The 13048-nt window shown below is 70.7% G+C and carries 12 protein-coding genes; 5 read left to right on the top strand and 7 right to left on the bottom strand.

Annotation, left to right across the window (positions count from 1 at the left end; translation table 11 throughout):
- Positions 1-19: 19 nt before the first annotated feature.
- Positions 20-1855: a sensor domain-containing diguanylate cyclase gene (locus IE168_RS06690; protein ID WP_189496525.1), complete on the bottom strand. Its 1836-nt coding sequence runs from the start codon at positions 1853-1855 to the stop codon at positions 20-22.
- A 133-nt stretch (positions 1856-1988) separates the two neighbouring features.
- On the opposite strand from IE168_RS06690, the gene IE168_RS06685 reads away from it, so the two are divergent.
- Positions 1989-3596: a calcineurin-like phosphoesterase C-terminal domain-containing protein gene (locus IE168_RS06685; RefSeq protein WP_229823209.1), complete on the top strand. Its 1608-nt coding sequence runs from the start codon at positions 1989-1991 to the stop codon at positions 3594-3596.
- A 92-nt stretch (positions 3597-3688) separates the two neighbouring features.
- On the opposite strand, the gene mtnC is transcribed toward IE168_RS06685, so the two are convergent.
- The gene (mtnC, locus tag IE168_RS06680) at positions 3689-4381 is read right to left on the bottom strand and encodes an acireductone synthase (protein WP_189496523.1); all 693 of its coding nucleotides are present in this window, start codon (positions 4379-4381) and stop codon (positions 3689-3691) included.
- A 57-nt stretch (positions 4382-4438) separates the two neighbouring features.
- Between mtnC and IE168_RS06675 the strand changes: the two genes are divergently transcribed.
- Positions 4439-4594 carry a hypothetical protein gene (locus IE168_RS06675; RefSeq protein ID WP_189496521.1) on the top strand — a complete coding sequence of 52 codons (156 nt, stop codon included), beginning with the start codon at positions 4439-4441 and terminating at the stop codon, positions 4592-4594.
- Between the two features lie 68 nt (positions 4595-4662).
- Here IE168_RS06675 and IE168_RS06670 read toward each other — a convergent pair whose 3' ends face one another.
- From IE168_RS06670 to IE168_RS06655, 4 genes are all read right to left on the bottom strand, one after another.
- Positions 4663-5217 (bottom strand): 1,2-dihydroxy-3-keto-5-methylthiopentene dioxygenase, encoded by a 555-nt coding sequence (locus IE168_RS06670; RefSeq protein ID WP_189496519.1) that lies wholly within the window; start codon positions 5215-5217, stop codon positions 4663-4665.
- Positions 5218-5320: 103 nt separating this feature from the next.
- Positions 5321-5965 (bottom strand): methylthioribulose 1-phosphate dehydratase, encoded by a 645-nt coding sequence (locus tag IE168_RS06665; RefSeq protein ID WP_189496517.1) that lies wholly within the window; start codon positions 5963-5965, stop codon positions 5321-5323.
- Between the two features lie 163 nt (positions 5966-6128).
- Positions 6129-7430: an amino acid permease gene (locus IE168_RS06660; RefSeq protein ID WP_189496515.1), complete on the bottom strand. Its 1302-nt coding sequence runs from the start codon at positions 7428-7430 to the stop codon at positions 6129-6131.
- A 21-nt stretch (positions 7431-7451) separates the two neighbouring features.
- Entirely contained in the window at positions 7452-8942 is a 1491-nt protein-coding gene (locus IE168_RS06655) for an amino acid permease (protein WP_189496513.1), read from the bottom strand.
- 191 nt (positions 8943-9133) lie between these two features.
- Here IE168_RS06655 and IE168_RS06650 point away from each other — a divergent pair, with 191 nt between their 5' ends.
- Entirely contained in the window at positions 9134-9691 is a 558-nt protein-coding gene (locus tag IE168_RS06650; protein WP_189496512.1) for an NUDIX hydrolase, read from the top strand.
- Positions 9692-9972: 281 nt separating this feature from the next.
- Here IE168_RS06650 and serA read toward each other — a convergent pair whose 3' ends face one another.
- Positions 9973-11205: a phosphoglycerate dehydrogenase gene (serA, locus tag IE168_RS06645; protein ID WP_189496510.1), complete on the bottom strand. Its 1233-nt coding sequence runs from the start codon at positions 11203-11205 to the stop codon at positions 9973-9975.
- 119 nt (positions 11206-11324) lie between these two features.
- Here serA and IE168_RS06640 point away from each other — a divergent pair, with 119 nt between their 5' ends.
- Both IE168_RS06640 and IE168_RS06635 read left to right on the top strand, forming a co-directional pair.
- Complete coding sequence (locus tag IE168_RS06640) at positions 11325-12719, top strand: FAD-binding oxidoreductase (RefSeq protein WP_189496508.1); 1395 nt, start codon at positions 11325-11327, stop codon at positions 12717-12719.
- Positions 12720-12727: 8 nt separating this feature from the next.
- Positions 12728-13030, top strand: coding sequence for a DUF2388 domain-containing protein (locus IE168_RS06635; protein ID WP_189496506.1), 303 nt, complete (start codon positions 12728-12730; stop codon positions 13028-13030).
- Positions 13031-13048: the final 18 nt, after the last annotated feature.

Genomic DNA, 13048 nt, shown 5'->3' with positions numbered 1-13048 from the left:
CTCCTGCAGGGCGTGTGTGTCAGGCCGCCGAGATCGAGGTGCGCACGCAGTCGCGGCCGTTGGCCTTGGCGGCGTACAGCGCCTGGTCGGCGACCTGCAGCGCGTCTTCGATGTCGTCCACGGTGCCCGGCACCACCGTGTGCACGCCGACGCTGGCCGACACCCTGACCGGCGGGCCGTGCTGCGAATCGCAGGGCGCGGCGGCGATCGCGCGGCGCACCGCCTCGGCCACCGCCACCGCGCCGTGCAGGTCGGTGCGCGGCAGCACGATCACGAACTCCTCGCCGCCGAAGCGCGCCAGCAGGGCTTCGTGCGGCCGCAGCGCCGTGCCGATGCGCTGCGCGGCGGCGCGCAGCACGTCGTCGCCCACCAGGTGGCCGTGCGCGTCGTTGATGGACTTGAAGTGGTCGAGGTCGACCATCAGCAGCGACAGCGGGCGCCGCTCCGCGTTGCACTCCAGCAGCAGGCGCTCGAAGGCGTCGTGGAAATGGCTGCGGTTGCAGAGGCCGGTGAGGCCGTCGAGCCGGCTGGATTCGTGCAGGCGGGCATGCGCCTGCTCCAGCTGCTCCAGCGTGCCGCGCAGTTCCTGCGTGCGTTCGGCGACCTCGCGTTCCAGGCGCACGTTGGCCTCGCGGACGATGCGCCCGTTCTCGTTGCGCAGCGCGGCGTAGCGGTAGCTGAGCGCCACCGACAGGAACAGCATCTCCAGCGCCGAGCCCAGCTGCACGCCGTACTCGGTGAAGAAGGTCTTGGGGATCATGCCGAAGGCGACCAGGGTGAAGACCGCCGTGCCGGCCAGGAACATCGCCCAGGACAGCAGGAACAGCCGGGCCGGGGCGTAGCGCTTGCGCACCGAGTCGATGCTGGCCACGGTGATCCAGACGATGCTGGCCAGCACCGCCAGCGACACCGCCGGCGTGATCAGGCGGTAGGGCACGAACACCGCAGCGATGCCGAAGCAGACGAAGGCCGCGATCGCGACGATGCTCACGCGGTTGCCCAGCGGCCAGCGTTCGTGCAGGCCGAGGAACACGCGCGCGAACTGGTGCATGCCGATCAGCGCCAGGCTGATCGACAGCGGCACCGACTTGTCGGCCAGCCAGGTGTTGTCGGGCCAGAGGTATTCGAAGCCCAGGCCGTTGAGGCAGAACAGCACCAGGCCGAAGGCGCCGATGTGGAACAGGTACCAGAAGTAGCTGGCGTCGCGCAGCACCAGCCACAGCACCAGGTTGTAGAAGAACAGCGCGACCAGGATGCCGTAGTACAGGCCGATCGCGAACTGCGCGTCGCGCGAGAGCTCGGTGAACGCGCCTGGCGTGTACAACACCAGCGGCAGCTGCATCGAACTCTGGCTCTGTACCCGGAGCAGGATGTCGACGGGCTGGCCGTCCGGCAGGTCGAGCAGGAAGTTCGGGTGCCGGTAGCGGATCGCGCGCTGGCCGAAGGGCAGGGTGTCGCCGCCGGCATGGTGGACCACGCGGCCGTCGGGATAGCGCAGGTAGAGGTCGAGGTGGTCGCTGAGCGGATAGGTCTGCACCAGCAGCCAGCGCGGCTCGTCGGGGTCGCGGTTGACCACGCGCGCATGCACCCAGAAGGCGCCGTCCTGGAAGCCGAAGGCGGGATTGCCGCCGGGCAGCGGTGCGAAGGCGTCGGTGCCGACGCGCGCCCATGCGTCCTGCACCGTGTCGCGGCCGTCGGTGTCATGGAGGTAGGTGACATGCGGCGAGAGCGCGAGTTCGCCGGTGCCCGGGGACAGTTCGATCACATCGGCCGCGGCCGCGGCCGGGCCGGCCGCCGCCAGCAGCGCGACGAAGACGAACGCGATCCAGGCCATCCAGGGCCTTGCGATGATCATCCTGACGTCCCCTCAGACGCGTCCACGGCACCCCGCCCGGCCATCGCCAGACCAGATCATATGCCTGCCGGCAACCCAAGGATCAACGCGATGGGGCAGGATAAGCGGCCATTCCACGCCTTGCGGAGCCACGATGTCCCCGTCCCTGCGCGTCTTCTGCATGCTGTGCCTGCTGGCGGCGGCCGGAACGGCCGGAGCGGCCAGGTGGGAAGGGCGGGTCTTCCATGACATCGACGGCAATGGCGCCGCGGACGCGGGTGAGCCGGGCGTTGCCGGCGTCGTGGTTTCCGACGGCCTGGCCATCGCGCGGACCGACGCCGACGGCCGCTACAGGCTCGACGCCCGTGACGACGCGCCGGTGTTCGTGGTCAAGCCGGCCGGCTGGCGCCTGCCGGCACGCGCGGACGGACTGCCCGCGGCATGGCACGCGCCTCGGGCGGGCGGGCGCGGGGATGGCGCGGTCCGCGGCGACTTCGCCCTGCAGCGCCCGTCGATGCGGCGGGACGGCGCGCTGTCGGTCCTCGTCTTCGCCGATCCGCAGGTGAAGTCGCTGGCCGACGTCGACTACTACGCGCGCGACATCGTCGACCCGCTGGCCGCCGCCGGTGGCCGCGAGGCCGACCTCGGCATCAGCCTGGGCGACATCGTCGACGACGTCGTCGGGCTCTATCCCGAGGTCAACGCCGTCACCACGCGCCTGGGCGTGCCGTGGCTGCACGTGCCGGGCAACCACGACCTCGATCCGGGCGCGCGCGCGGACGACGCGTCGCTGGCCACATTCCGCGCCAGCTACGGGCCCGACACCTTCGCCTGGGAGGAGGGCGCGGCGACTTTCCTGATGCTCGACGACGTCGTGCTGCAGCCGGGCGCGCGGCCCGCCTACGTGGGCGGCCTGCGCGAGGACCAGTTCGCCTTCCTCGAAGCCTGGCTGCCGACGCTGCCGCAGGACCGGCTGCTGGTGCTGGGCGTGCACATCCCGCTGTTCGACACCGCGGCGCCGGGGCGGCCCGCCACCTTCCGGCGCGCCGACCGCGAGCGCCTGTTCGCGCTGCTGGCGCGCGTGCCGAAGCTGCTGGTGCTGAGCGGCCATCGGCACACGCAGCGGCATTACCGGCACGGGCCTGCCGATGGCTGGCATGGCGATGAACCGCTGCACGAGTTCAACGTCGGCGCGGCCAGCGGCGCGTTCTGGTCGGGCGCGCCGGACGCCGAAGGCATCCCCGACGCGACCATGGCCGACGGCACGCCCAACGGCCATGCGCGGCTGGAAGTCGACGCCGATGGCGGCTACCGCCTGTCCTGGCATCCGGCCCGCCGGGCGCAGGACGATCCGGCGCGCACGGACGCGATGCACCTGCATGCCCCGCGCGTGCTGCGCCGCGGCGCGTACCCCGCGTGGGCGGTGTACGCCAACGTCTACATGGGCGAGGCCGACACCCGCGTGGAGTACCGCGTGGGCGACGGCGAATGGACCGCGATGCAGCGTGTGGAACGCCCGGATCCGTGGCTTGCGGCCGAGAACGCGCGCGACGACGCGGCCGCCGCGCTGCGCGGCTACGACCGCTCGCCGGAGGCCGAGCCGTCCCCGCACCTGTGGCGCGGCGCGCTGCCGACCGACCTCGACGCCGGCGAGCACGCCGTGGAGGTCCGGGCCTTCGACCGCTGGCAGGGCGAACAGCGCGCCTCGACGCGCTATCGCCTGCAGGAATGGAGAGAGGCCGACGCCACCCCCACCACGTGAACCATCCCTGTAGGAGCGGCTACAGCCGCGACCAGCCGCCTGGACAAGCGGTCGCGGCTGTAACCGCTCCTGCAGAAGCGTTCGGCTTCGTGTTACGGATCGATCGCGTCGAAGCTGTCCACGCGCGCGTGCCCGTTGCACTCGGCGGCGCTGCGCGGCTGCGGGTAGTCCTCGAGGCGGTCGACCAGCACCGTGCGCATCCCGGCTTCGCGCGCGGCGTCGAGTTCGGCGACCACGTCGGACAGGAACAGGATCGCGCCGGGATCGGCGCCGAGTTCCGACGCGATGCGCGCATAGCTCGCCGCCTCGCGCTTGCCGCCGACCTCGGTATCGAAGAAGGCCTCGAACAGCGGCAGCATGTCGCCGGCGTCGGAATGCCCGAAGAACATCCGCTGCGCCGGCACCGAGCCCGACGAGTACACCGCCAGCCGGTGACCATCCGCATGCCAGCGGCGCAGCGCCGCGACCGCATCGGGATACACGTGCGCGGTGAAGTCCGCGCGCCGGTAGCCGTCGGCCCAGATCATGCCCTGCAGCGCCTTGAGCGCGGTGTGCTTGCGGTCCTCGTCGATCCAGCCCTGCAGCACTTCGACGATGACCGCGTCGTCGCACATCGCCCCGTGTTCGGTCGCCACCTGGTCCAGCCAGCGCCGCACGTCCGGCTCATGGCCGCGTTCGCGCACGAACCGCGGCAGCTCGCGCCGCGCATACGGAAACAGCACCTCGCGCACGAACGAGATGCTTCCGGTGGTGCCTTCGATGTCGGTCAGGATGGTGGTTGTCATAAAAGCTCTTTTGCCACGGATGAACGCGGATGACGCGAATTTACACGGATAAAGCACTTGCTTTTTGTAGGAGCAGCTACAGCTGCGACCTTCGGCGACTGGCGACTGGCGACTGGCGACTGGCGACTGGCGACTGGTGGTTGGCGGTTTGCGGCCGGCGGCTCGCTGCAGGTCGCAGCTGTAGCTGCTCCTACAGGGCGCTTTCCCGCATGACGGCTTCTGCTCTACCCGTGTGAGTCCGCGTCATCCGCGTGATCCGTGGCAAGAGCTTCTGACTTCCGTCAGCGCGCGGACTTCTCGTAGCGCGGGAAGCGCCGGGCGATGTCGGTGCCGGTGAAGTGGCCGACCCAGCCGTCGGGCTGCTGGAAGAAGCGGATGGCGACGAATTCGGGCTCGGGGCCCATGTCGAACCAGTGCGTGGTGCCGTCGGGCACCGCGATCAGGTCGTCCTTGACGCACTCGATCTCGTACACGCGGTCGCCCACGTGCAGGGTGAACAGGCCGGAGCCGGCGACGAAGAAGCGGACCTCGTCTTCCTTGTGGAAGTGCTCGTCGAGGAAGGTGCGGCGCATGTCCTCGCGCTTCGGGTGGTCGGGCGCGATGCTGACCACGTCGACCGTGGTGAAGCCGCGCTCGGCGCTGATGCGCGCGATGTCGTCGGCATACGCGGCCAGCACCTCGTCCTGCGAGGCGCCGGCGGCGACCGGCTGGCTGGCCTGCCAGCGTTCGAAGGTGACGCCGATGGCGTCGAGCTCGCGCGCGATGGCGTCGCCATCGCGGGTGTCCAGCAGCGCGGTGCCGGGGGCGTCGTCGGCGAAGATGCGCAGGCGGCTCATGGCGGATCTCCAGGGCGGATGCGGCGGGCCAGCGTAGCAGGCGCCGGCGGCCGCGGGGTTGCGGCCGCGGAACGCTGCGCGTCGTCGCGGCGTGGAATCGGGCTCAGTGGCCGGCGGTGAGCCGGCGCAGCTCCAGCTCGCAGTCGAGCAGGAACTCGAAGGCGTCCAGGTGGCGGCGCGCCTCGGCCATGTCGCGGCCCCAGGCATAGAGGCCGTGGCCATCGATCAGGTAGCCCCACAGCGGCCCGCGGTCGAACAGGGCGTCGACCTGGGCGGCGAGCGTGGGCATGTCCTGCGAGTTCGGCAGCACCGGCACGTCGACCGCGGCCTCGTGGGTGTCGTTGCCGCGGAAGGCCTTGAGCAGCTCGTAGCCCTCCAGCCGCACGTGGCCGGCGCCGGCAAACAGCCGCGAGGCGATGGTCTGCGCGCGTGAATGCGTGTGCAGCACGCAGCCGACGTCCGGGAAGCGCGAATAGAGCTGCGTGTGGAGCAGGGTCTCGGCCGAGGGGCGATGGTCGCTGCCCACCGCGCGGCCGGCCATGTCGACCACCATGATGTCGCCCTCGCGCAGCTTGCCCTTGTCGCGCCCGGACACGGTGATCGCCGCGTGGGCATCGTCGAGCCGGTGCGAGAAATTGCTGCTCGTCGCCGGCGTCCAGCCCAGCGCCGCCAGCTCGCGCACGTTGATGATGATCTCCCCGGCCAGCTCGCGCAGCCGGTGGACGTCATAGGGCAGTGTCTCGTTCATCGCGCAAGTCTAGCCCCTAAGCCGATCGCCGGGACGGGCGAGGAAGAGCATTTTCTGCCACGGATCACGCGGATAGGAGCAGATAGTGGATGGCGGCGCGTTCGCCTCGGCCCATCTGCTTTGATCTGCGTGATCCGTGGCAAAAAAGCTCTGCGAGCCTCGTTCAGGGCGCAGGGGCCCGGCGTCGGCCGAAGCCGCGATAGGCGGCCAGGGCGAGCAGGGCGATGATCACGGCGCCGATCAGGGTGTCGATCGGGGTCGACCAGGCCAGCAGGCCGCAGGCGACGAGTGCGCCCATGCCCAGCAGGCGGTCGGAGGTGGTGGCCGGGCGCGCGGGGCTGCCGAGCAGCAGGCTCAGGCCGGCGGCCACGTAGGCCATGACCACCAGCGTCACCGCCATGTTGATGATCACTTCGAACTGCGAGGACACCGAGTCCGACAGGGTGGTGAGCGCGATCAGGGTCATCGCCAGCACGATCAGCAGCAGGCCGGTGGATGCGGCGCCGTTGCGGCGGACGCGGCCGAACACCGCCGGCAGGAAGCCGCGCTGGGCGGCGCGCGCGCCGGATTCGCCGGTGACCATCATCCAGCCGCCCAGGGTGCCGGTGGCCTTGAGCGCGGCCGCCGCGGCGATCACCGGGATCGCCCATTCACCGAACATGCGGCCGGCCACCAGCGCGAACGGCGCGCTCGAGCCTGCCAGCTCCTGCACCGGCACGATGCCCATCATCAGCACCGACGAGGTCAGATAGACCACGCCCGCCAGCAGGATGCCGCCCAAGGTCGCGATCGGCACGTTGCGCTCGGGGTTGCGCACCACGCCGGCCACCATCGCCCCGGTCTCCAGGCCGATGAAGGCCCAGAACACCACGGCCAGCGAGCCGAAGGCCACCATCGCGTCGGACTCGCCGCTGACGTTCCAGCCGGCGCCGAACAGCTCCGGGTTGAAGTGGGTCCAGCCGGCGACCAGGATCGCGGCCACCGGCAGCAGCCCGAACACCACGCAGAACGACTGGAAGCGGGCGATGCTGCGCGGTCCCAGCAGGTTGAGCCCGAACATCGCCCAGATCAGCAGCACCTGGCCGGCGAGGCGCACGCCCAGCGTGTCCTCGATCGGCAGCAGGATGATCAGGTAGCCGAAGGCCGCCACCGCGATGGCGTTGTTGCCGATCCACGACGACAGCCAATAGAGGGTCGAGGCCAGGAAGCCCATGTCGCGGCCCAGCGAGGGGCGCACGTAGTCGTCGGGCGAGGTCAGGTCGGGGTGCTGGCGGGCGATGCGCGCGAAGGCAGCGCCCAGTGCCACTGCCAGCAGGGTGCCGAGCAGCCACGACAGCGCGGTCACCGTGCCGGACTTGGCCAACGTGGCCGGCAACAGGAAGAAGCCGGAGCCGATCATGTTGTTGGCGACCATGAAGGTCGCCAGCACCGGGCCGATCTTCTTGACGGCGGTGGTCGTGGACATCGCGTGGATCCCTGGTCGGCGTCAGCGCGCCCTGTTGAGCTTGCTGTTCCGGTAGCCGTAGCCGAAGTAGATCACCTGGCCGAGCAGGGTCCACAGCACGAAGATCAGCCAGTGCTCCATGAACGACTGGAAGAACAGGAACAGGCAGGCGATCACGCCCAGCGGGCAGATCAGCCAGAACATCGGCACCCGGAAGGGGCGGGTGAGGTCCGGCCGGGTGTAACGCAGCACGAACACGCCCAGGCAGACCGTCGCGAACGCGATCAGCGTGCCCATCGACACCAGTTCGCCAAGCACGCTCAGCGGCATGAAGCCGGCCAGCAGGCAGGCGATCGCGCCGACCACGAGCGTGCCGACATAGGGCGTCTGGTGCTTCGGGTGCACCTTGCCGAACATCTTCGGCATCAGGCCGTCGCGCGACATCGAATAGAAGATGCGCGGCTGCGCCATCAGCATCACCAGGATCACCGAGGACAGGCCGGCGATCGCGCCGATCTCCACCGCGGTCTTGAGCCAGGCGAGGTTGGCGCCCGGGTCGGCGCGCATGGCCAGTTCCAGCGCGGTGGCCACCGGCTTGGCGGTGTCGAGCTCGCGGTAGGGCGCCATGCCGATCAGCACCGCGCACACGGCGATGTAGACCAGGGTGCAGATCACCAGCGAGCCGAGGATGCCGATCGGCATGTCGCGCTGCGGATTCTTCGCCTCGCCCGCGGCGGTCGAGACCGCATCGAAGCCGATGTAGGCGAAGAACACGATGGTCGCGGCGCGGAACACGCCCTCCATGCCGAAGCGGCCGGGGCCTTCGTTCGCCGGGATGAAGGGCGTGAAGTTGGCCGGGTCGATGTACTGCAAGCCGAAGCCGAGGAAGGCCGCGATCACCGCCACCTTGATCGCCACCACGATGGCGTTGACGAAGGCCGACTGCGTGATGCCGACATAGCACAGGCCGCTGACCGCGGCGACGATCGCCACCGCCGGCAGGTTGATCATGCCCGCGGTGCGCACGAAGCCGGAGCCGTCCCAGGTGATCGGCGCCGACGCCAGTTCGGCCGGGAACGGCAGGCCGAGCGTGGTGGTGAGGAAACTGACCAGGTAGCCCGACCAGCCCACCGCCACCGTGCTGGAGGCGAACAGGTATTCGAGCACCAGGCACCAGCCGATGAACCAGGCGACGTATTCACCCAGGGTGGCGTACGAGTACGAGTAGGCGCTGCCGGAGACCGGCATCATCGCCGCGAACTCGGCATAGCACAGGCCGGCGAAGGCACAGGCCAGGCCGGCGAGCACGAAGCTGAGCATGATCGCCGGGCCGGCGTGGTTGGCCGCCGCTTGGCCGGTGAGCACGAAGATGCCCGCGCCGATCACCGCGCCCACGCCCAGCAGCACCAGGTGGCGCGCGGTCAGCGTGCGCTTGAGGGTGGCTTCGCCCTGCAGGCTGCCCTCGACGGGTTCGCCGGCATCGACGTGCGGAGCCGGCTCGACCGGCTTGACCCTCATCAGCGCTTTCAGCATCCGCGGCTTCTCCCCTCGTTGGTCTGTTGCCGCGGCACGCCTTCCCCTCAGCCGTGCCGCGATGGATGGCGCGTCGCGCCACGGCCGCCGTACCTTGCCAAAGCGGTCGGACATGCACAAGCGGCAGTGCAGCGCCGCGCGGCGATAATGGGCATCCTCCCGAACCGGTGCCGCGCGTGCGGCCATGCAGCATGTCCCAGGATCCGATCGCCACGCTCGAAGCCGCATTCACCGCACACGCCGCGGCCTGGCCGGAGGAGGCCGCCGAGGCCCGGCTGTTCATCGACCTGCTGGGCGAAGGCGAGCACGCGTTCCTGCGCGAGCGGCTGAAGGGGCATTTCACCGCCTCGGCGCTGCTGGTCAGCGCCGACGGACGGCGCACCCTGCTGACCCACCACCGCAAGCTCGACCGCTGGCTGCAGCCCGGCGGCCACGCCGACGGTGACACCGACCTGGCGCGGGTGGCGCTGACCGAGGCGACCGAGGAAAGCGGCCTGACGGGCCTGCGCGTTGAGGGCGGCATCTTCGACCTCGACCGGCACTGGATCCCCGAGCGCAAGGGCGTGCCCGGCCACTGGCACCACGACGTGCGCTATGTGGTCCGCGCAGGCGACGACGAACGCTACGTGGTTGGCGAGGAGTCCAACGACCTCGCCTGGCTGGACATCGACGCCGTCGCCGCCGACGCGTCGATGGACCCCTCGCTGCGCCGCATGGCCCGCAAGTGGCTTGGCCGTGGTGCTCCGTAGGAGGGGGCATTCAAAAGCTTTGCCACGGATTACGCGGATGACGCGGATTTGCACGGATAGAGCCGCGCTGCCCTGTAGGAGCAGCTACAGCTGCGAAACGGTGTGCGATACCGGAGGTCGCAGCTGCAACTGCTCCTGCAGGAGAAAAGTGCGGCGCCAGGGGGGCGCAGGTATAGCTGCTCCTACAGGAGAGCATGAACAGCGCTCTGCTCTATCCGTGCAATCCGCGTCATCCGCGTGATCCGTGGCAAAAAAGCTTCCGCTCTCCCGACCGAAGCGAACTAGTAAAGGACCCGCGCGCGCAGAGTCTCCGGGATCGCCGCCAGTCCGGCCTTCAGCGCGACGGCCTGCTCCGGCGTGGCGCCGACGTCGATCACCACGTAGCCCACGTTCGCATCGGTACGCAGGTACTGGCCGTCGATGTTGAGGCCGGCCTGCGAGAACACCTCGTTCACCCGCGACAGCACGCCCGGCACGTTGCGGTGGATGTGCAGGATGCGCTGGCTGCCCTCGTGGCCGGGCAGGGTGACCTCGGGGAAGTTGACCGCCGACAGGGTGCTGCCGTTGTCGCTGTAGCGCACCAGCTTCGACGCCACTTCGGTGCCGATGTTGTCCTGCGCCTCCAGCGTGCTGCCGCCCACGTGCGGGGTCAGGATCACGTTGTCGAAGCGGGTGAGCGGCGATGCGAAGGCATCGTCGTTGCCCTTGGGTTCGACCGGGAACACGTCGATCGCGGCGCCACCGACGTGGCCGCTGTCCAGCGCCGCGGCCAGCGCATCGATGTCGACCACCGTGCCGCGCGAGGCGTTGACCAGGTGGGCGCCGGGCTTCATCGCCGCGAGCTCCGCCGCGCCGAACATCATCCGCGTGGCCGGAGTTTCGGGCACGTGCAGCGTCACCGCGTCCGCACGCGCCAGCAGGTCGTCGAGGCCGGCGGCGGCGCGCGCGTTGCCCAGCGAGAGCTTGGCCTCGATGTCGTGGAACAGCACGCGCATGCCCAGCCCTTCGGCCAGCAGGCCGACCTGGGTACCGATGTGGCCGTAGCCGACGATGCCCAGGGTCTTGCCGCGCACCTCGCGGCTGCCCGCGGCCGACTTCAGCCAGCCGCCGCGCAGGCAGGCGGCGTGGCGCGCGGGCACGCCGCGCATCAGCATGATGATCTCGGCGATGACCAGCTCGGCCACGCTGCGGGTGTTGGAGTAGGGCGCGTTGAACACGGGGACGCCCGCGCGGGCGGCGGCCTCCAGGTCGACCTGGTTGGTGCCGATGCAGAAACAGCCCACGGCCATCAGCCGCCGCGCCTCGGCCAGGACGTCGGCGGTGAGCTGGGTGCGCGAGCGGATGCCGACGATGTGCGCCCCGGCGATGCGTTCGCGCAGCGCGTCACCGGACAGGGAGCCGGCATGGGTCTCGATGCTGGAGTAGCCGGCGCTGCGGAAGGCGTCCACCGCGCTCGGGCTGACGCCCTCCAGCAGCAGTACGTGGATGTCCTTGCGCGGGTAGGAGGTCTTCATCGTCGGCGCCTTGGTGGGATGCCCGCAGTGTGCCAGCGGCGCCGCGATGTTGCACTGCAGCGGTGGACGCTGGCGCGCGCCGCTGGCAGGCTGGTCGCCCGGCAATGGCAGGCACCGACATGCCCGATCCCCGACTTGATTCGCTGCGCGCCGCGGCGCCCGGGCTGCGCCTGGCCACCGCGCCCGCGGAGCTGGAACACTACGGTCGCGACTGGACCCGGCGCTGGACGCCGGCGCCGCTGGCGGTGGCGCTGCCCGCCAATGCCGGCGAAGTGCAGGCCGTGCTGCGCTGGGCCAGCGCCGAAGGCGTGCCGGTGGTGCCTTCGGGTGGACGCACCGGCCTGTCCGGCGGCGCCGTCGCCGCGAACGGAGAGCTGGTGCTGAGCCTGGAACGCATGCGCCGCGTGCTGGCCTTCGATCCGGTCGACCGCACGCTGACCGTCGAGGCGGGCGCCCCGCTGGAGGCCGTGCAGGCCGCGGCCCGCGAGCACGGCCTGCAGTACCCGGTCGACTTCGCCGCGCGCGGGTCGTGCACCATCGGCGGCAACATCGCCACCAATGCCGGCGGCATCCGCGTGCTGCGCTACGGCAACACCCGCGAGCAGGTGGCCGGCCTGAAGCTGGTCACGGCCACGGGCGAACTGCTCGACCTCAACCGCGGCCTGGTCAAGAACTCCAGCGGCTACGACCTGCGGCACCTGGCGATCGCGTCGGAAGGAACGCTGGGCGTGGTGGTGGAGGCGACCCTGAAGCTGGCGCCGCCGCCGCCGCCGGTGGCGACCCTGCTGCTGGCGCTGCCGTCGTTCGAGGTGCTGATGCAGGTGTTCCAGGCCCTGCGCGAGCGGCTGGCGCTGGAGGCCTTCGAGTTCTTCACCGACGTCGCGCTGCGCCACGTGCTGGCGCACGGCGCGCAGGCGCCGTTCGACCAGGCCTATCCCTACTACGTCGTGCTCGACGCCGCGGCCGAAGGGCCGGACGACGCGCGGCTGCTCGACGCCTTCGGCCACTGCGCGGAGCAGGGCTGGGTCGAGGACGGCGTGGTCGCGCAGTCGCAGGCGCAGGCCGCGCAGCTGTGGCGCCTGCGCGAGGGCATCACCGAGGCGCTGGCACCGCACCTGCCGTACAAGAACGACGTGGCGGTGCGCGTGTCGGCGATGCCGGCGTTCCTGGCCGAAGCGCAGGCGCTGCTGGCGGCGGAGTACCCGGAGTTCGAGGTGGCCTGGTTCGGGCACATCGGCGACGGCAACCTGCACATCAACGTGCTGAAGCCGGCGGCGCTGGGGCAGGACGCGTTCGTCGAGCGCTGCGGCGCGGTGACCGCGCACCTGGCCGGCCTGGTCGAGCGCCATGGCGGCACCATTTCGGCCGAACACGGGATCGGCCTGGTCAAGAAGCCCTACCTCGGCTGTACGCGGAGCAACGCCGAGATCGCGGTCATGCGCGCGCTGCGCGCGGCGCTGGATCCGGCGGGTATCCTGAACCCCGGAAAGCTCTTCGATCCCTCTCCCCGGTAGACCTGCCCATGATCCGATTGGCCATCGGCTGCGCGCTCGCGCTGGCCTTCGCCGCCCCCGTCCACGCCTCCAGCTTCGCGGGCACCAGCGCCGGCGCGGGCTCGGCATCCAGCGGGGCCAGTTCCGGTTCGACGTCCGGCAACGACAAGGTGGTGCTGCAGGCGCGTGAGGACGCGGCGGGCTTCGTCGCCAGCGACGGGCGCATCCGCGGCGCGCGGCTGGAGGCGGCGCTGCGGCAGCTGCGCGAGGGTTCGGCCGAAGCGCGTGCGGCCAGCGACCTGGAGCTGGCGCGGGCGATCCTGGCGCGCTGAACGCCGCGCGCGTTCCCG

It is taken from the genome of Luteimonas padinae (assembly GCF_014652935.1).
GTDB lineage: Bacteria > Pseudomonadota > Gammaproteobacteria > Xanthomonadales > Xanthomonadaceae > Luteimonas > Luteimonas padinae.
This window is presented reverse-complemented; position numbering and strand designations above follow the sequence as displayed.